At 70.5% G+C, this 17,183-nt stretch carries 16 protein-coding genes; 12 read left to right on the top strand and 4 right to left on the bottom strand.

Going from position 1 to position 17,183, the window contains the following annotated elements; genetic code table 11:
* Together E3O23_RS08110 and E3O23_RS08105 are read left to right on the top strand one after the other, a co-directional pair.
* Window positions 1-1,644, top strand: a 1,644-nt coding sequence (locus tag E3O23_RS08110) for a DEAD/DEAH box helicase (protein WP_134489905.1), incomplete at its 5' end; no start/stop codon positions are given.
* 186 nt (window positions 1,645-1,830) lie between these two features.
* Window positions 1,831-2,580, top strand: coding sequence for an SDR family NAD(P)-dependent oxidoreductase (locus E3O23_RS08105; RefSeq protein ID WP_134489903.1), 750 nt, complete (start codon window positions 1,831-1,833; stop codon window positions 2,578-2,580).
* Window positions 2,581-2,720: 140 nt separating this feature from the next.
* On the opposite strand, the gene E3O23_RS08100 is transcribed toward E3O23_RS08105, so the two are convergent.
* The 3 genes from E3O23_RS08100 to paaI are packed head-to-tail and all read right to left on the bottom strand — an operon-like array spanning window position 2,721 to window position 5,130.
* Entirely contained in the window at window positions 2,721-3,329 is a 609-nt protein-coding gene (locus tag E3O23_RS08100; RefSeq protein WP_134489901.1) for a TetR/AcrR family transcriptional regulator, read from the bottom strand.
* A gap of 32 nt (window positions 3,330-3,361) precedes the next feature.
* Complete coding sequence (gene paaK / locus E3O23_RS08095) at window positions 3,362-4,681, bottom strand: phenylacetate--CoA ligase PaaK (RefSeq protein ID WP_134489899.1); 1,320 nt, start codon at window positions 4,679-4,681, stop codon at window positions 3,362-3,364.
* A 23-nt stretch (window positions 4,682-4,704) separates the two neighbouring features.
* Window positions 4,705-5,130, bottom strand: coding sequence for a hydroxyphenylacetyl-CoA thioesterase PaaI (gene paaI / locus E3O23_RS08090; RefSeq protein WP_198415158.1), 426 nt, complete (start codon window positions 5,128-5,130; stop codon window positions 4,705-4,707).
* Window positions 5,131-5,255: 125 nt separating this feature from the next.
* Between paaI and paaA the strand changes: the two genes are divergently transcribed.
* From paaA to E3O23_RS08060, 6 genes are read left to right on the top strand one after another with little or no spacing between them, the layout of a single operon-like run.
* The gene (gene paaA, locus E3O23_RS08085; protein WP_134489897.1) at window positions 5,256-6,248 is read left to right on the top strand and encodes a 1,2-phenylacetyl-CoA epoxidase subunit PaaA; all 993 of its coding nucleotides are present in this window, start codon (window positions 5,256-5,258) and stop codon (window positions 6,246-6,248) included.
* Window positions 6,248-6,553 carry a 1,2-phenylacetyl-CoA epoxidase subunit PaaB gene (paaB, locus tag E3O23_RS08080; RefSeq protein WP_134475479.1) on the top strand — a complete coding sequence of 102 codons (306 nt, stop codon included), beginning with the start codon at window positions 6,248-6,250 and terminating at the stop codon, window positions 6,551-6,553. The genes paaA and paaB overlap by 1 nt, the downstream gene beginning before the upstream one ends.
* Window positions 6,550-7,392 (top strand): 1,2-phenylacetyl-CoA epoxidase subunit PaaC, encoded by an 843-nt coding sequence (gene paaC / locus E3O23_RS08075; RefSeq protein ID WP_134489895.1) that lies wholly within the window; start codon window positions 6,550-6,552, stop codon window positions 7,390-7,392. Before paaB ends, paaC begins: the two co-directional genes overlap by 4 nt.
* Window positions 7,389-7,916: a 1,2-phenylacetyl-CoA epoxidase subunit PaaD gene (gene paaD, locus E3O23_RS08070; RefSeq protein WP_277613873.1), complete on the top strand. Its 528-nt coding sequence runs from the start codon at window positions 7,389-7,391 to the stop codon at window positions 7,914-7,916. The genes paaC and paaD overlap by 4 nt, the downstream gene beginning before the upstream one ends.
* A gap of 3 nt (window positions 7,917-7,919) precedes the next feature.
* Window positions 7,920-9,050 (top strand): 1,2-phenylacetyl-CoA epoxidase subunit PaaE, encoded by a 1,131-nt coding sequence (paaE, locus tag E3O23_RS08065; RefSeq protein ID WP_134489893.1) that lies wholly within the window; start codon window positions 7,920-7,922, stop codon window positions 9,048-9,050.
* Window positions 9,051-9,076: 26 nt separating this feature from the next.
* Window positions 9,077-9,850: an enoyl-CoA hydratase/isomerase family protein gene (locus tag E3O23_RS08060; protein ID WP_134489891.1), complete on the top strand. Its 774-nt coding sequence runs from the start codon at window positions 9,077-9,079 to the stop codon at window positions 9,848-9,850.
* Between the two features lie 233 nt (window positions 9,851-10,083).
* Here E3O23_RS08060 and E3O23_RS08055 read toward each other — a convergent pair whose 3' ends face one another.
* A complete protein-coding gene (locus E3O23_RS08055; protein ID WP_134489889.1) occupies window positions 10,084-10,971 on the bottom strand; it encodes an EamA family transporter in 888 nt (295 codons plus the stop codon).
* A 209-nt stretch (window positions 10,972-11,180) separates the two neighbouring features.
* Here E3O23_RS08055 and E3O23_RS08050 point away from each other — a divergent pair, with 209 nt between their 5' ends.
* From E3O23_RS08050 to E3O23_RS08040, 4 genes are all read left to right on the top strand, one after another.
* Complete coding sequence (locus E3O23_RS08050) at window positions 11,181-14,915, top strand: ExeM/NucH family extracellular endonuclease (protein WP_166790452.1); 3,735 nt, start codon at window positions 11,181-11,183, stop codon at window positions 14,913-14,915.
* 93 nt (window positions 14,916-15,008) lie between these two features.
* Entirely contained in the window at window positions 15,009-15,620 is a 612-nt protein-coding gene (locus tag E3O23_RS18105) for a hypothetical protein (RefSeq protein WP_166790451.1), read from the top strand.
* 116 nt (window positions 15,621-15,736) lie between these two features.
* The gene (locus tag E3O23_RS18100) at window positions 15,737-16,471 is read left to right on the top strand and encodes a YcnI family protein (RefSeq protein WP_166790450.1); all 735 of its coding nucleotides are present in this window, start codon (window positions 15,737-15,739) and stop codon (window positions 16,469-16,471) included.
* 9 nt (window positions 16,472-16,480) lie between these two features.
* On the top strand, window positions 16,481-17,137 hold the full coding sequence (locus E3O23_RS08040) for a copper resistance CopC family protein (RefSeq protein ID WP_134489883.1): 657 nt from the start codon (window positions 16,481-16,483) through the stop codon (window positions 17,135-17,137).
* Window positions 17,138-17,183 lie beyond the last annotated feature (46 nt).

The following is a 17,183-nucleotide window of genomic DNA, read 5'->3' as shown; positions in this document are numbered from 1 at the left end:
GGCGACCGTCCCGCCCGCACGGACCGTCCCGCCCGCACGGACCGTCCCGCGTACAACAACGACCGCCCGAACCGCACCGAGCGTCCGTCCTACGGTGACCGTCCGGCCCGCACCGACCGTCCCGCGTACAACAACGACCGCCCGGCCCGCACGGAGCGCCCGTCCTACGGTGACCGTCCGGCCCGCACCGAGCGCCCGTCCTACGGCGACCGTCCGGCCCGCACCGAGCGCCCGTCCTACGGCGACCGTCCGGCCCGCACCGACCGTCCGGCCTACAACAACGACCGCCCGGCCCGCAGCGTCCGTCCGTCCTACGGCGACCGCCCGGCCTACGGCGACCGCCCGGCCCGCTCGGAGCGTGACGGCGGCCACTCGAGCAACTTCTACCCGGACCGCGACTCCAAGCCCAAATTCGCTGCCGGTGACGACGTGGTGCTCGAGCGTCTCGAAGCCATCGCGACGACGGCATCCGATGTCGTTGGCGTGACCTTCGCCGACCTCGGCCTCGGCGAGAACATCGTGCGCGAGCTCGGACTGCTCGGCGCATCCTCGCCGTTCCCGATCCAGGCCGCGACCATCCCGGATGTCCTCGCCGGCCGCGACGTACTCGGCCGCGGCAAGACCGGCTCCGGCAAGACCATCGCCTTCGGCGCTCCCCTCGTGGAGAAGCTGCTGGAGAACAACGGCGCCAAGGACCGCAAGATGGCGCGCAAGCCCCGCGCGCTCATCCTGGCCCCGACCCGTGAGCTGGCCCTGCAGATCGACCGCACCATCCAGCCCATCGCCCGCAGCGTCGGCCTCTTCACCACCCAGATCTACGGTGGCGTCCCGCAGTACCGCCAGGTCAGCGCCCTCCAGCGCGGCGTGGACATCATCATCGGCACCGCCGGCCGCATCGAAGACCTGATCGAGCAGGGTCGCCTCGACCTCAGCGAGGTCATCGTCACCGTCCTCGACGAGGCCGACTACATGTGCGACCTGGGCTTCCTCGAGCCGGTGCAGCGCATCCTGCGCCAGACCAGGAAGGGCGGCCAGAAGCTGCTCTTCTCGGCCACCCTGGACAAGGGCGTCGCCCAGCTGGTCAAGGAATTCCTGACCAACCCGGCCGTGCACGAGGTTGCCGGTGAAGACCAGGCCTCCTCCACGATCGACCACCGTGTGCTCATGATCGAGCACCGTGACAAGAGCGCCATCATCGGCCAGCTCGTCGACCGCCAGGGCAAGACGCTGATCTTCAGCCGCACCCGCGCGTACGCCGAGCAGCTCGCGGACCAGCTCGAAGATGCCGGCGTGAAGGCGACCAGCCTGCACGGCGACCTGAACCAGGCCCGCCGTACCCGTAACCTCGCCATGCTGACCAGTGGTCGCGTGAACGTGCTGGTGGCCACGGATGTCGCAGCCCGCGGCATCCACGTTGACGACATCGACCTGGTCATCCAGGCCGACGCGCCCGACGAATACAAGACGTACCTGCACCGCGCCGGACGCACCGGCCGCGCCGGCAAGAACGGCACGGTCGTCACGCTCATCCCGAAGCAGCGTCGCCGCCGCATGGACGAGCTGCTGGGCCGCGCCGAGATCGAAGCCAGCTTCGACTCCGCCACGCCGGGCGACTCGGCCGTCCGGGAGCTCGCGAACATCTAGCACCCGCTGACCGACCAGGGGCATCCACCATTGGGGGGATGCCCCTGGTCTCGTTAACGCCCGTATGCGTGTCGGATCCCGAGGTCAGGCGCGTGAGGGTGCGGATGGTTCGCGAAGGTGCGAGGCTGGGCTCAGATTCGGGGTGTGCGAAGGTGCGCGGCCACCGGCTGACGACGGGAGAGAACGATGACGTATTTCCAGGGAAAAGTGGCACTGGTCACGGGCGGCGGCTCGGGTATCGGGGCGGCGATCGCGCGCCAGCTGGCGGCGGCCGGCGCATCCGTTGTCGTGAGCGACCTCCGGCTCGAGACCGCTACCCGGGTGGCAGACGAGATCATGGCCGCGGGCCACACGGCCTCCCCGATCGCGCACGACACCGCTAATCCGGCGCAATCCGAGGCGGCCGTGCGGTTCGCCACGGAGACTTTCGGCGGGCTGCACCTCGCCGTGAACAACGCGGGAATCGCCCCGGCGCCGGCCCCGGTCGGCGAGCTCGACCTGGACAACTGGAACACGGTCATCAACGTCAATCTCAACGGGGTGGCCTATGGCCTCCGCTACCAGATTCCCGCGATCGAAGCCTCGGGCGGCGGCTCCATCGTGAATGTCTCGTCGATCCTCGGCACCAACGGGGAGCTCAACGCCTCGTCATACGTGGCAGCGAAGCACGGCGTCGTCGGGCTGACGAAGGCGGCCGCCCTGGAATACGCGGGTAAGGGCATCCGGATCAACGCGGTCGGACCCGGTTACATCGAGACGCCGATGCTGCAGAATCTGCCGGAGGGAGCGCACGACGCCCTCGTTGCCCTCCACCCCGTCGGCCGGTTCGGCAGGCCCGATGAGGTGGCCGACCTGGTTGTCTTCCTTCTCTCCGACAAGGCGAGCTTCATCACCGGGAGCTATCACCTTGTCGATGGCGGGTACTCGGCCAGGTAGCCTCTGCGGTTGGTGTCGCGAACACCGGAGCCGAGCCCCGGCGACCGCGATTTCTTCCGGTACCAGCTGACAGCTGGTCGATTCGTCCTGTTTTCGCGCCGGCAGCGGTTCACGCTACGGGGCGAGGTCCGCGACGTGATTCAGGTGGCGGGAAGCATGCGCAGGCCGTCGAGCGCGACGGCGAGCACATCGTCGGCCAGGTGCGTCGGATCCTCCGCGCCCTCCGGCCGGTACCACTCGACGATCGAGTTGACCATGCCGAACAGCAGCCGGGTCACGATCCGTGGATCGATGTCGCTGCGCAGCGAGCCCTCGTCGCGGGCCTCGACGACGAGGGCGGAGACCGCCCGGTCGAAGGCGCGGCGTCGCTCCACGGCGGCGCGCTCGACGACCGTGTTGCCGCGCACGCGCAGCAGGAGGGTGACGAACGGCAGATTGGCGGCGAGCACCTTGACGGCGCCGCGGAGCACGTGGGCGAGCCGGTCGATCGCACGGCCGGTCTGGGATTCCGGCTCCAGCAGCACGCCCTCGAGCGCGTCGAGCGCCTCGTCCAGGGCCAGCTCGAGCAGCTCCTCCTTCGATGCGAAGTGGTGGTAGATCGCCGACTTCGAGAGCGCGAGGCGGGAGGCGAGCACTCCCATGGAGGTGGCGTCGTAGCCGAATTCGTTGAAGGCGTCGACGGCGATCTCGAGGATGGCGCGCTGGTCGTACCCGGGGCGCCCGCGCTTGCTCACTGGTTGCTCAGACATCGCCGATCAGTCTCTCACGCGCCCGCCGTCCGCTATCGCAGGTCGTAGACGCGCTTGTGCTTGCCCTGGCTGCGCTCCAGCGAACCGGGTTCGACGATGAGCACGTTGACGCTCGAACCGATCTGGTCCTTCACGCGCTCGATCAGGATCGCGCACGCCCGGTCGGAGGTGGACGCGTCCGAGTCCTCGTGCCGTTCGATCCGCACGGTCAGCTCGTCCATCCGGCCCGGCCGGGTGAGCTCGAGGATGAAGTGGGGGGAGAGATGCTCGATCCCGAGTACGATCTCCTCGATCTGGGTCGGGAACAGGTTGACCCCGCGCAGGATGATCATGTCGTCGTTGCGTCCGGTGACCTTTTCCATCCGGCGCATGCCGGGCCGGGCGGTGCCCGGCAGCAGCCGGGTCAGGTCGCGGGTGCGGTAGCGGATCACCGGGAACGCTTCCTTGGTCAGCGAGGTGAACACGAGCTCGCCCGTCTCGCCGTCGTCGAGGACGTGCCCCGTGTCGCCGTCGATGATCTCGGGCAGGAAGTTGTCCTCCCAGAGGTGCGGGCCGTCCTTCGACTCGATGCACTCGTTGCCGACGCCGGGTCCCATGACCTCGCTCAGGCCGTAGATGTCGAGGGCGTCGAAGTCGAGTCGTTCCTCGAGCTCGCGGCGCATGTGGTTCGTCCACGGCTCGGCGCCCAGCACGCCGGCCTTCAGGCTGGAGAGGCGAGGGTCGAGGCCCGCCGCGACCATCGCATCCGTGATGGTCAGCAGGTAGCTCGGGGTGCTCATGATGACGTCGGGCTCGAAGTCCCGGATCATCTGCACCTGCTTGTTCGTCTGGCCGCCCGACATCGGGATGGCGACCGCGCCGAGCGCCTCGATGCCGGCGTGGGCGCCCAGGCCGCCGGTGAACAGGCCGTAACCGTAGGCGTTGTGCACCTTCATGCCCGGCCGCACCCCCGAGGCGCGCAGGCTCCGCGCGACGAGGCCGGCCCACATCCGCAGGTCGTTCTTCGTGTAGCCGACCACCGTGGGCAGGCCCGTGGTCCCCGACGAGGTGTGGATGCGCGCGACCTGGTCCATCGGCACGGCGAACATCCCGAACGGGTAGGACACCCGCAGGTCTTCCTTCGTGGTGAACGGCAGCTTGTGCACATCGTCGAGCGTCCGGATGTCGTCCGGGTGCACGCCGACCTCGTCGAACTTCCGGGTGTACAGGGGAACGTTCGCGTAGGCGTGCCGCACGGTGTGCTGCAGGCGAGTGAGCTGCAGCGACTGGATCTCGTCGCGGGACATGCGCTCTTCCGGATCGAGTTCGTCCGCGGCGGGCGCGTGCAGGCGGGTCTTGGTCAGCGTTGACATGGTGCCTCCGGGCGTCGTCGGGATTAGTCGCGTGCCCGTTCGGGCACGGGAAGGTTGGTGGTTCGGCTGCGGCCGCGGAATTCGGCCACCGGTGCGTCGTCGTCGTCGGTGACGGTGACGTCGTAGATGCCCGATCGCCCGCTCTTGGTGCGCAGGACCGCGGTGGCGGTGAGGGTCTGGCCGCTCGTCGTGGGCTTCAGGAAGGTGATGTCCGCGCCAGCGGCCAGCGTGACGTGGTGGTCGTCATTGCAGGAGATCGCGAACGCCGTGTCGGCGAGGGCGAAGACCATCCCGCCGTGGGTGACGTCGAAACCGTTGAGCATGTCGTCGCGGATCACCATCGAGACCACGGCGTGCCCGGGTTCGTCCCGGTGCACGACCATGCCGAGCGCGGCGGATGCCCGGTCCCGCGCCATCATGCCCCGGCTGCCGGTGGTGGAAACGTCCATCTAGCTGGTTCTCCTCGTTGAGTGACCCGTGACCCGGCGGACAGTTGCCGAGCCGTTGGTGAAACCATATACTAACTGAACGATCGGTTGGTAATGATGGCCGGACCGGGAGAGACCAGGAGTCGATGATGACCACCCCAGCAGAGCCTTACGCACTGCCCGCGGAAGCCTCCGTCGAGGTTTCCGCCGAGGAGCACCAGTTCAACGAACTGATCGCGGCCGACTCGCGGATCGAACCGCGCGACTGGATGCCGGAGGCCTACCGGAAGACGCTGGTGCGCCAGATCTCCCAGCACGCCAACTCCGAGATCATCGGCATGCAGCCGGAGGCGAACTGGATCACCCGCGCGCCGAGCCTCAAGCGCAAGGCCATCCTGATGGCGAAGGTGCAGGACGAGGCCGGCCACGGCCTCTACCTCTACTCGGCCGCGCAGACCCTCGGCACCAGCCGCGACGAGATGACCGATGCCCTCATCGCCGGCAAGGCCCGCTACTCCTCGATCTTCAACTACCCCAGCCCCACCTGGGCCGACATGGGCGCGATCGGCTGGCTCGTCGACGGCGCCGCCATCTGCAACCAGGTGCCGCTCTGCCGGGCGTCATACGGACCGTACGGCCGCGCCATGGTGCGCATCTGCAAGGAGGAGTCCTTCCACCAGCGGCAGGGCTTCGAGATCCTGCTCGAACTGATGAACGGCACGCCCGCGCAGCGGGAGATGGCCCAGGATGCCGTCAACCGCTGGTACTGGCCGGCGCTGCAGATGTTCGGCCCGCCCGACAACGACTCGCCCAACTCGGCGCAGTCCATGGCCTGGAACATCAAGCGCTTCTCCAATGACGAACTGCGCCAGCGTTTCGTCGGCATGTGCGTCCCGCAGGCCGAGGTGCTCGGCGTGACCCTGCCCGATCCCGACCTGCGCTACAACGAGGAAACGAAGCAATACGACATGGGCGAAATCGACTGGACCGAATTCCACGAGGTGCTCGCCGGCCGCGGCCCGGCCAACGCCCGCCGGCTGCAGCGCCGCCGCGAGGCGCACGAGGAAGGCGCGTGGGTGCGGGAAGCCGCCGTGGCGTACGCCCGCAAGCAGGCCGTCGCAGCGACGGCGGTGGCATGATGAGCGCCCCCGGAACGTCCGAGAAGGAGATCTGGCCCCTCTGGGAGGTCTTCGTGCGCGCCAGCCGCGGAATCAGCCACACCCACGTTGGCTCCCTGCATGCTCCCGACGCCACCCTGGCCGTGCGCAATGCGCGCGACCTGTACACCCGCCGCGGCGAGGGCGTGTCGGTCTGGGTCGTGCCCGCCGACGCGATCACCACCAGCGACCCCGACGCGAAGGGCGCCTTCTTCGAATCGCCCGCCGGCAAGAACTACCGCCACGCCAGCTACTACTCCAAGAGCGAAGGGGTGAAGCACCTGTGACCGAGACCAGCCGGCCGGGTGCCGCAACCGCCGACCACGGACACGTCGAGGTCGATTCCGTCGTCCTCTCCGCCGAACTCGTCGAGGGCGGCTCCGTCGCGTCGCACGACGTGGCCGAGTACGCCCTGTGGCTCGGCGACGACGCCCTGGTCATCGCCCAGCAGCTCGGCTGGTGGATCTCCCGGGCCCCCGAACTCGAGGAGGACGTCGCGCTCGGCAACATCGGCCTGGACCTGCTCGGGCACGCGCGCTCCCTGCTGCACTACGCCGGCGCCGAATCCGGCCGCAGCGAAGACGACCTGGCCTACTGGCGCGACGAGCCCCAGTTCCGCTCCGCGCACCTTTTCGAGCAGCCCAACGGCGACTTCGCGCACACGATCGCCCGCCAGTTCATCGCGGCGCACTACCTGTTCGAGCTGTACACGCGGCTGCAGGCATCCGGCGACGCCACGCTCGCCGCGATCGCCGCCAAGTCGGTCAAGGAGGTCGACTACCACCGCGACCACGCCGTGCAGTGGATCCTCCGGCTCGCGCTCGGCACCGACGAATCCCGCCGGCGCATGGTCACGGGGCTGTCCGACCTGTGGCCCTACGTCGACGAGCTGTTCGTCGACGAGCCGCTCATCGACCGGCTCGAGGGCGTCGCCGTGCGGCCGTCGTCGCTCCGCCAGGCATTCGACGAAGCCATCGTCCCCGTCCTGGCCGAAGCCGAACTCGACGTTCCCCGCGGCTTCATCTCCTCCGGCGGCGGCCGGGGCGGCAGGCACTCGGAGAACCTCGGTTTCATCCTCGCCGAGATGCAGGTGCTCGCCAGGGCGCACCCCGGGGCATCCTGGTGACCGTGCAGTCGGTCGCCCGGCCTCGCCCCGTCGACGAGGCCTCGCGCCGTGCCTGGGACATCGCGGCGCAGGTCGTCGACCCGGAGATCCCCGTGCTGACCATCGAGGACCTCGGGGTGCTCCGCTCCGTCGCGGTCGGCGAGGACGGCGCCGTCACGGTCTCACTGACCCCGACCTACAGCGGATGCCCGGCCCTCGAGGCCATGCGCGACGACGTCACCTCCGCGCTGCACGCGGCCGGCTACCGGTCCGTTGCCGTCGAGCTCGTGCTCGCCCCGGCCTGGACCACCGACTGGATGAGCGAGGACGGCAAGGCGAAACTGCGCGAATACGGCATTGCGGCCCCGACCGGGCACTCCACGGTGCGCCCCGCCGGCGCCGTGCGCCTGCAGCTGGCCGTCAAGTGCCCCCGGTGCTCGTCCCTGAACACGCGGGAACTCGCCCGCTTCGGTTCGACGTCGTGCAAGGCGCTCTACGAGTGCCGCGACTGCCTCGAGCCGTTCGACTACTTCAAGGTGCTCTAAACCATGGCAGCAACGAATCTCGGCGCACCGCGCTCCGGTGCGACGAAGCACCGCGCGAAGTTCCACACTCTCACCGTCGCCCAGATCCGGCCGCTGACGGCCGACAGCGTCGAGGTGACCTTCGCCGTCCCCGACGAGCTGCAGGGCGAATTCGACTACGTTCCGGGCCAGCACCTCGCTCTCCGGGCCACCGTCGACGGCCGCGAACTTCGGCGCAGCTACTCGATCTGCCGGCCGCCGACCTCCGGCTCGGTCAGCGTCGCCATCAAGCGCGACCTCGGCGGAGCCTTCTCCACCTGGGCGAACAGCGAGCTGAAGGCCGGCCAGCGCCTCGACGTGATGAGCCCGCAGGGCACGTTCACGACCGCGCTGCACGAGCTCGACGGCAAGCACATCGTCGGCATCGCCGCCGGGTCGGGCATCACCCCGCTGATGTCGCTCGCCCACACCGTGCTGGCGCGCTCGGACACCTCCCGGTTCACCCTCGTCTACACGAACCGCACCGCGCTCGACGTCATGTTCCTCGACGAACTCGCCGACCTCAAGGACCGGTACCCCGCCAGGCTGGCGCTGCACCACGTGCTGTCCCGCCAGCAGCGTTCCTCCACGCTCCTGTCCGGGCGGATCGACGAGGAGAAGTTGCGCCTGATGCTCGAGACGATCATCCGCCCCGCCTCGGTCGACGAGTGGTTCCTCTGCGGACCGTTCGAGCTGGTGCAGCTGTGCCGCGACACGCTCGAGAGCGCCCGGGTCGAGCCTGCCTACGTGCGGTTCGAGCTGTTCACCACCGGCGAGCCGGCGGCCGCCGGCGGCGACACCGGGCGGCCGGTCATCGTCGCCGCCGGGGACAAGACCTACGAAATCGAGTTCACCCTCGACGGGGAGAGCGCCACCGTCACCACGCCGGTCAATGCGAACGAGAGCATCCTGAACGCCGCCCTCCGCGTGCGCCCCGACGTGCCGTTCGCCTGCGCCGGCGGGGTCTGCGGCACCTGCCGTGCCCGGCTCGTCAGCGGCGACGTGACGATGACCGAGAACTACGCCCTCGAACCCGAGGAGCTGGCTCGCGGCTACGTGCTCACCTGCCAGTCCCACCCGACCACCGACAAGGTCGTCGTCGACTACGACGTATAGCGCGACAGCGCAGTAAGGCGGATGCCGTGATCGACCTGACCATCCAGGACGACGTTGCCCACGTGGTGCTGAACGCGCCCGACAAGCTCAACTCGCTCGGCCCGGCGGCGATCGCCGAGCTCGAGGCCGCATACGAGAGCGCCGAGGCGGCGGGCGTGCGCGCCCTGGTGCTGCGCGGCGAGGGCCGCGCATTCTGCGCCGGCCGGGACATCTCCGCTGTCGACCCGGCCACGGACGACGTGCTGGGCTACCTCGGGGGACTGGTCACTCCGCTGCTGCAGCGGATGAGCGCCTTCCCAGCGCCCACCTTCGCGATCGCCCACGGCGCCTGCCTGGGCGTCGGCCTCGGCCTGCTGATCGCGACGGATGTCGTCTACGTCGCCGACACCGCGAAGATCGGCTCCCCGTTCGCGAACCTCGGCGCCACGCTCGATTCGGGCGGCCACGCCCTGTTCGTCGAACGCCTCGGCGCGCACAAGACGCTGGACCTCATCTACACCGGACGCCTCATGTCCGGCGCGGAGGCCGTCGCCTCCGGCCTGTTCAGCCGGGTCTTCCCGGCCGACGAGGTGGCCGAGGCGACCGTCCAGGCCGCCACGCGGGCGGCCTCGGGAGCAACACAGGCGTTCCTCGCGAGCAAGGACCTCGTGCGGGCGCTCCGCGACGAGCGGCTGGGCCTCTGGCAGAGCATGTCCGCCGAGAACGCCGCCCAGGCCGCGCTCTGCGCGACCGCGGACTACCGCGAGGGGTTCGCCGCCTTCCAGCAGAAACGCAAGCCGGCCTTCACCGGCCGCGCCTGACGCTGGCACCGTTTCGGCGCCCGCTCGGGTGAAAATTGCTCGGTTTCTCGGCGTGTTGCTCCGCGATTCGCCTGCGCGCGCAATAGCATCCATGTATCACCGGTCCGCATGCGGCACGGGGACACCCGTTCGCTTCTCCGCCACAATTCGGGTTTGTGGCCGAAAGTCGAACGATGAACACCTGCGGGGGGCCTCGGCTCCCCGCAGGTGCCTTCCGCCCGAACGGTCGGCGACTAGGCGATCGCGAGCATCGCGGCCGCGGCCAGCGCCAGCACGAGGCCGACCCACTGCACCGGCGCGATCCGCTCCCGCAGCACGACCGCGGCGAGCAGGATGGTCCCGGTCGGATACATCGCGGTGAGAACGCTCATCACGCTCAGGTCGCCGGCCCGGACTCCGAGCAGGAGCAGGAAGTTGGCGACGGCATCGACGATGCCGCACGCCGCCGCGAGCGCAAGTCCCGCCCGCAGGGTGGACGACTCGGCAGGGGAGCGGGGCGGGGCCGGCGTCCAGCGGCGTCGGCGCCGCGCGGCCAGGGCGATGATGCCCACCACCGTGAGCATGATCGCCCCGTTGACCGTCCGGTTCAGCACGAGCGGGACCAGCCCGCTGTCGTCCGGGGTGAGGTCGATCATGATCAGGAAGGCGCCGATCATGATCCCCGAGCCGACGGCCATCACGATGCCGCGGAGGGTCGGCCGCACGGCGCCCCGTTCCGGCACGAATCCGACCAGCACAACGGCGACGAGTGCGAGCCCCAGCGCCCAGTAGCCGATCGGCGCGAGCCGGTCCCCGCCCAGCAGGCCGACGGTCGCGGGCACGACCGCGGAGACGACCGCCGTCAGCGGAGAGAGGATGCTCATCGGCCCGACCGCGAGGCAGGCGTAGAGCAGCGAAATGGCGATGGCGCCGCTGACGCCCGACAGCGCGCCCCAGATCACGGCCTCGACCGACCAGGCGCCGCCGACGACGGGGAAGACCAGGAGAAGGCCCACCAGTCCGGTGAGCGCGGCGACGGCCGTCGCCAGCATGGCGCTGATGCGCTTCGAGGCGAGCCCGCCGAGGAAATCGGCGGCACCAAAGATGAGGGCCCCGGTGAGGCCGTAGACAGCGGTGAGCATAGGGGTTCAGCCTAGAGCGCCGGCATGGCCCCCCCCGCATTTGCGCACACTTCGGCCTCCGGCAACTTAAGAGCAGGCCGCGACCCGTAGACCGCGACTGCCCTCATCCCTAGACTCTCGCTACCCCCAGCCGGGTGGGCCCCACTGAGGGGGCACCGGTCCGCGGGCGCTCGACACCCATGGTCACCCCACCCAAGGAGCTCACGGTTATGAGTCACGTCGCCACCGGAACCCCCGCCCGCCCGACCCCCGCCCGCCCGCTCAAGGAGCACGGCCGCCGCGCACGCCGCGGACGGGCCCTCGCCCTGGCCACCGCGGCCGCGCTGGGCCTGTCGATGCTGGTGACCGCGCCCGCCTACGCGGCCACCGTCACCAACACGATCGCCCAGGTGCAGGGCACCGGGGCCGTCAGCCCCCTCGTCGGGGCAACGGTCACGGTGGAGGGAATCATCACGGCCGACCACCGCGTCGGCGGCTACCGGGGCGTCTACCTCCAGACCGCTGGGTCCGGCGGACCCACGGATGCGACGCCCGGCGCCTCGGATGGCATCTTCGTCTTCCTCGGCTCGGCCACCCCCGCCGTCGCCCTCGGCGACCTGGTCCGGGTGACCGGTCCGGTGACCGAGTCCTTCGGCCTCACCCAGATTTCCGGTGCCGCGGCCGGCGCCGTCGAACTCGTCACGGCCGCCGTCGGCGCGCCCGCCGCAACCGCCCTGGCCGACACGGCGGTCGGCGCGGGACGGGAGCAGCTGGAAGGCATGCTCGTGGCCCCGGCCGGAACCTACCGGGTCGCCTCGAGCCACCAGCTGTTCAACTTCGGCACCCTCTGGTTGTCCGCGGGCACCAGGCCGCTGGTGAAGAGCACCGAGCAGGTGCCGCCGGGACCCGACGCCACCGCGATCGCCGCGTCGAACCGGGCCAACCGGGTGCTCCTCGACGACGGCTACAGCATCCAGGTCGGCAACAGCGCGCACATCGGCGAGCAGCCCTACTTCACGGCCGACCGGGTCGTGCGGGTCGGCGACACCGTCACCTTCCCCGGCGAGCCCCTCGTGCTGTCCTACGGCTTCGACGACTGGCGCCTGCAGCCGACCCTGCCGATCACCGACGCGAGCCCAGCCCTCGCCAAGCCGGTCTTCGCCGCGGCGAACCCGCGCCCGGCCGCCGCCCCCGCGGTGGGCGGCGACATCCAGGCCGCCTCCTTCAACGTCTTCAACTACTTCACGACGCTCCGCAGCGAGAACCCGGCCGCCCGTGGCGCGGCCACCAGCGCCGACTTCGCCATCCAGAAGTCCAAGATCGTCGCGGCCATCAACGGCCTCGACGCGGACGTCGTCAGCCTGATGGAAATCGAAAACTCGATCAAGCTGGGCAAGCCGATCGACACCGCCGTCGCCGACCTGGTGAGCGGCCTGAACGCCGCGCTGGGCAAGAAGAACGTCTGGGACTACGTGCGCACGCCCGCCGCGCTGGGCGACCCGGCGATCACCGACGCGATCACCACCGCGATCATCTACCGGAAGTCCGAGCTCACGCCGCGCGGTGCCAGCCGCACCCAGGTCGACGAGACCGTCTGGGACATTGCACGCGAGCCCATCGCCCAGACCTTCACCTTCGGCCCGAAGACCGTCACCGTCGTCGCCAACCACTTCAAGTCGAAGAGCGGCACCGGCGCCGAGCCGGCCGACGGGCAGGGCCGGTTCAACGCCGAGCGGGTCGAGGAGGCCCAGGCCCTCGTGACGTTCGTCGGCGACCTCCAGCAGTCATCCGGCAGCGACGACGTCCTGCTGCTCGGCGACTTCAACGCTTACACCGAGGAAGACCCGATGAACGTCTTCGCCCGGGCGGGCTACGTCGACCTGGTGCGGGCGAAGGCCCCCGGCCAGTACACCTACACCTTCGACGGCGAGCTCGGCTCGCTCGACCACGCGATCGCGACGCCCAGCCTGGCCGCCTCGATCACCGGCGCCGGGATCTGGGGCATCAACTCGGCCGAATGGGGAGACCGCGGATACGAGTTCGACGCCGCGGAGGCCGGAACGCCCTACCGGTCCAGCGACCACGACCCGATCAAGATCGGCATCTCGAAGAACGTGCTCCCGGTGGACGTCAACGTCGTCACCGTGAACGACTTCCACGGGCGCCTGGAGCAGAGCGGAGCCTCCGGCGGTGCCGCGGCACTCGCCAGCGCGGTGAAGCAGGTTCGCGCCAAGAACCCGAACACGGTCTTCGCCGCGGCGGGCGACCTGATCGGGGCCTCGACCTTCACCTCGTTCATCCAGCAGGACAACCCGACCATCGACGCCCTCAACCTGGCCGGCCTCGACGTGTCCGCGGTCGGCAACCACGAGTTCGACCAGGGCTTCGCCGACCTGAGGGACCGGGTGATCCCGCGGGCCCAATGGGAGTACCTGGGGGCCAACGTCTACGACCGGACCACCGGCAAGCCGGCCCTCCCGGAGTACTACGTGCAGGACTTCAACGGCGTCTCGGTCGGCTTCATCGGGGCGGTCACCAACGAACTGCCCTCGCTGGTGAGCCCGGCCGGCATCGCCAACCTGGAGATCCGCGACGTCACCGTGGAAACCAACCGGGTCGCCGACAACCTGCGAGACAAGAACCCGGCCAACGGCGAGGCGGATGTCGTCATCCTGCTCGTGCACGAGGGGGCCGCGACGACGAATGTCAGTACCGCCACCGACAACTCGTCGTTCGGCCGGATCGTCACCGGCGTCGACTCGGACGTCAACGCCATCGTCTCCGGGCACACCCACCTCGCCTACAACCACGTCGTCAACGGCCGGCCGGTCATCTCCTCCGGGCAGTACGGCGAGTTCTTCGGCCGGATGGACATCTCCTGGGACCCGGTGAGGAAGAAGCTCGTCTCGATCAGCAACTCCATCCTGCCGCTGATGGACTCCACCAAGAACCCGCCGGTGGCCCTCTACCCGGCCGACGCCGCGGTCGCCCAGGTGGTCGCCGCCGCGGTGGCCCAGGCGGCCCCGCTCGGCGCGGTCAAAGTCGGCCAGGTCACGGCCGACTTCAACCGGGCCAGGCAGGCCAACGGCAGCGAGAACCGCGGCGGTGAGTCCACCCTCGGCAACTTCGTCGCCGACGTACAGCTCTGGGCGACGGCGCCGGCGGGAGCCGAGATCGCGTTCATGAACCCGGGCGGGCTGCGCGCCGACGTGAAGTTCCTGAGTTCGGGTGCCGGCGACCCCGACGGCAACGTCACCTACCGGGAGGCCGCGGCCGTCCAGCCGTTCGCCAACACGCTGGTCACCATGAACCTCACCGGTACGCAGATCCGGCAGGTCCTGGAGCAGCAGTGGCAGCCCTCGGGCTCCAGCAGGCCGTTCCTCAAGCTCGGGGTGTCGAAGGAACTGACCTACACCTACGATCCGACGGCGGCCGCGGGCGGCAGAATCACGCACGTGTTCCTCAACGGGACTGAGGTGCAGCCGGCCGACATCCACCGGGTCGTCGTGAACTCGTTCCTCGCCTCCGGCGGAGACAACTTCACCACGCTCGCCTCCGGGACCGCCCGGGCCGACTCCGGCAAGGTCGACCTCCAGTCGATGGTCGACTACTTCGCCGCCACAGGGACGGCCTCGCCCGACTACGCCCAACGCGCGGTCGGAGTGGCACTGAGCGCCGCGGACGCCAACGGGTACAGCGCGGGAGACGTCGTCACCGTGTCGCTGTCCTCGCTGCTGTTCAGCGCGGGCGAGCCGGTCCTGGGGCTCGTGGACGTCGCGCTCGGCGCAACCTCGCTGGGCACCGCGCCGATCGACCCGGTCATCGTCAACACGACGGATGAGGTGGGCCGGGCGACCGTGTCGATCACCATCCCCGGCGGGGTCTCCGGAGCCCAGCAGCTCGTGGTCACCGTCCCGGGCTCCGGCACCAGGGCGCTGGCCCCGATCAGCATCACGGCGCCGTAGGGCCGGTGCCCGGCCGCCTCCCCGGCGGCCGGGCACCGCCTCCACCCGCGACCTCGGCCGGTACGATGAAGGGACGAGTCGCGAGGAGACACCATGAGCACACGCTGGGCGCGCGTCGCCCGCGGGTGGTCCACCGCAGCCTTCTCCGTGTTCGTCGCCGCGCTGTCGCACACCCTCGGCGGCGGTCCCGGCCCGGGGGTCCTGGCCCTGGTGCTCTCCCTCGCCTTCGCCGGCCTCATCTCCATCGGATTGTCCGGGCGCACCCCGTCGCTCTGGCGAGTCAGCGTCTCTGTGCTGGCCAGCCAGCTGATCTTCCACGGCCTGTTCTCGTTCGGCGGGCCCGGCGGCGCCCTCGTGACCGGGTCGGACCCGGCCGCCGGGGCGCACGCACACTCCGGCGCCCTCGCCCTGGTCGGGCCTGGCTCCCCGGCGCATCCCGCCCACGGCTCCGCCATGTGGCTCGCGCACGCCGTGGCGGCCGTCCTGACCATCGCCGCGCTCCGCCACGGCGGGGCGGCCGTGCGTGCGCTGTTCCGGGCGGCGCGCGTTGTCATCCGTCGCCTGGCCGACAGCCTGGCCGCCGGCCGCCCCGCCGCGCCGCGCACCACGCCGACCACGGCCGTCGTCTTCGCACCCCGGGACCTGGCCGTCCTGCTATCCTCCCGGCGGTATCGGGGTCCGCCGGTGGTTCCGCGCGCCGCCTGACGACGCGACCAGACCATTCACCCCACCCGCACCGGATGACCGGCAGGCACAGCCCTGCCCTCGGCTCAGCCGAGTCGACATCGGTGCATCCCCACTGCCAAGGACACACACATTTCATGAAGCTCACCACCCCTGCCCTGACCATGACGACCATCGCGGCCGGAGCCTTCCTCGCGGTCGCCGCGCCGCTGTCGGCCAGCGCCCACATCTCCGCCGATCCCACCGAGACCGCCGCCGGCTCCTCGTCGGTGATCACCTTCGCGCTGCCGCACGGCTGCGACGGTTCCGCCACGACCGCGATCAGCATCGGCATCCCCGAGGGCGTCCTCAGTGTCACGCCGACCGCCAAGCCGGGCTGGACCGTGACGGAGGTCGCCGCCGACCTCGCCGCACCTGCCGAGGACGCCGACGGCAACCCGGTCACCACGCGCACCGGGAGTGTCGTCTACACGGCCGGCACGCCCCTGGCGGATGGCCTGCGCGACACCTTCTCGCTGAGTCTCCCCCTGCCCGCGGATGCCGCCGGCACGACCCTCGACTTCCCGGTCGTGCAGACCTGCGAGAAGGGCGAGACCCGCTGGGACCAGACGGCCACGCCGGGCGAGGAGGAGCCGGAGCGCCCCGCGCCGGCGATCACGGTGACGGAAGCGACCGGTGACGAGCACGGGCACGCCGAGGCCGCGAGCGACGACCATGCCGCCGACGGCGACGCGGCCGGCCACGCAGAGCCGTCGGCCGCGGGCGCTCCCGCTGGCGACGTGCTCGCCCGGGTGCTTGGCATCGGCGGCCTCGCCGTCGGCGCGGTCGGGATCATCCTGGCCGTGGCCGCACGCCGCCGGCCGTCGGCTTAGGCTTCAGGCATGCACCAGACGAGTTCGGCCGGCCGGTTGGCCAGGACCCTGTTCGCCACCGGTGTCGTGGCGGCGGCAGTGGGCTGGTCGGCGACCCCGGCGCTCGCGCACAACGCGCCGCTGCCCGACGGGTACGTCCCGGCGGACGGCGCGGTGGTCACGACCCAGCCGGAGGCTTTCCGGGTGACCACCAGCGACGCGCTGCTCGACGGCGCGACGGCGGGAATCCAGAGCCGCATGCTGATCTCCGGACCGGCCGGCGCGCCCGAGCCGCTCTACTACGGCGACGGCTGTGTCAGCATCGTCGGACCCGCCATCGAAACGACGGCCGAGCTCGGCGAGCCCGGGGAGTACACGGTGGACTGGCAGGCCGTCTCCGTCGACGGGCACCCGATTTCCGAGAAGTATTCCTTCACCTGGCAGCCCGCCGATGGCCAGCCGCGGGCCGAGGGATCTACCGAGAAGCCGGATTGCGGCGGAACGGTGTCCTACGGATCCGGGACTCCGCAAACGGATGACGCGGGGGCGGCCGACCGGGCCGACGCGAGCCTGGCCGACGTGCTCTGGATCGGCGGCGCACTGGGCGCGGTCGTCCTGGCCGCGAGCGTGACGATCCTGGTCGTCACCCGGCGTAAGCCTCCGGCGCTCACCGACCCGGCTCCCTGACGCCGGGAATGCGAGAGGCCCGCCACCCCTGGGGGTGGCGGGCCTC

This window comes from Cryobacterium tagatosivorans, from assembly GCF_004402215.1.
Classification (GTDB): Bacteria; Actinomycetota; Actinomycetes; order Actinomycetales; family Microbacteriaceae; genus Cryobacterium; species Cryobacterium tagatosivorans.
The sequence above is the reverse complement of the archived record's forward strand: the minus strand, read 5'-3'. Positions and strand labels throughout refer to the sequence as shown.

Bases quoted from the DNA above. Each gene is read 5' to 3' on its own strand.
- E3O23_RS08105 (WP_134489903.1), top strand. From the start codon at position 1,831: ATGACGTATTTCCAGGGAAAAGTGGCACTGGTCACGGGCGGCGGCTCG.
- E3O23_RS08100 (WP_134489901.1), bottom strand. From the start codon at position 3,329: ATGTCTGAGCAACCAGTGAGCAAGCGCGGGCGCCCCGGGTACGACCAG.
- paaK (WP_134489899.1), bottom strand. From the start codon at position 4,681: ATGTCAACGCTGACCAAGACCCGCCTGCACGCGCCCGCCGCGGACGAA.
- paaI (WP_198415158.1), bottom strand. From the start codon at position 5,130: ATGGACGTTTCCACCACCGGCAGCCGGGGCATGATGGCGCGGGACCGG.
- paaA (WP_134489897.1), top strand. From the start codon at position 5,256: ATGATGACCACCCCAGCAGAGCCTTACGCACTGCCCGCGGAAGCCTCC.
- paaB (WP_134475479.1), top strand. From the start codon at position 6,248: ATGAGCGCCCCCGGAACGTCCGAGAAGGAGATCTGGCCCCTCTGGGAG.
- paaE (WP_134489893.1), top strand. From the start codon at position 7,920: ATGGCAGCAACGAATCTCGGCGCACCGCGCTCCGGTGCGACGAAGCAC.
- E3O23_RS08055 (WP_134489889.1), bottom strand. From the start codon at position 10,971: ATGCTCACCGCTGTCTACGGCCTCACCGGGGCCCTCATCTTTGGTGCC.
- E3O23_RS08050 (WP_166790452.1), top strand. From the start codon at position 11,181: ATGAGTCACGTCGCCACCGGAACCCCCGCCCGCCCGACCCCCGCCCGC.
- E3O23_RS18105 (WP_166790451.1), top strand. From the start codon at position 15,009: ATGAGCACACGCTGGGCGCGCGTCGCCCGCGGGTGGTCCACCGCAGCC.
- E3O23_RS18100 (WP_166790450.1), top strand. From the start codon at position 15,737: ATGAAGCTCACCACCCCTGCCCTGACCATGACGACCATCGCGGCCGGA.
- E3O23_RS08040 (WP_134489883.1), top strand. From the start codon at position 16,481: ATGCACCAGACGAGTTCGGCCGGCCGGTTGGCCAGGACCCTGTTCGCC.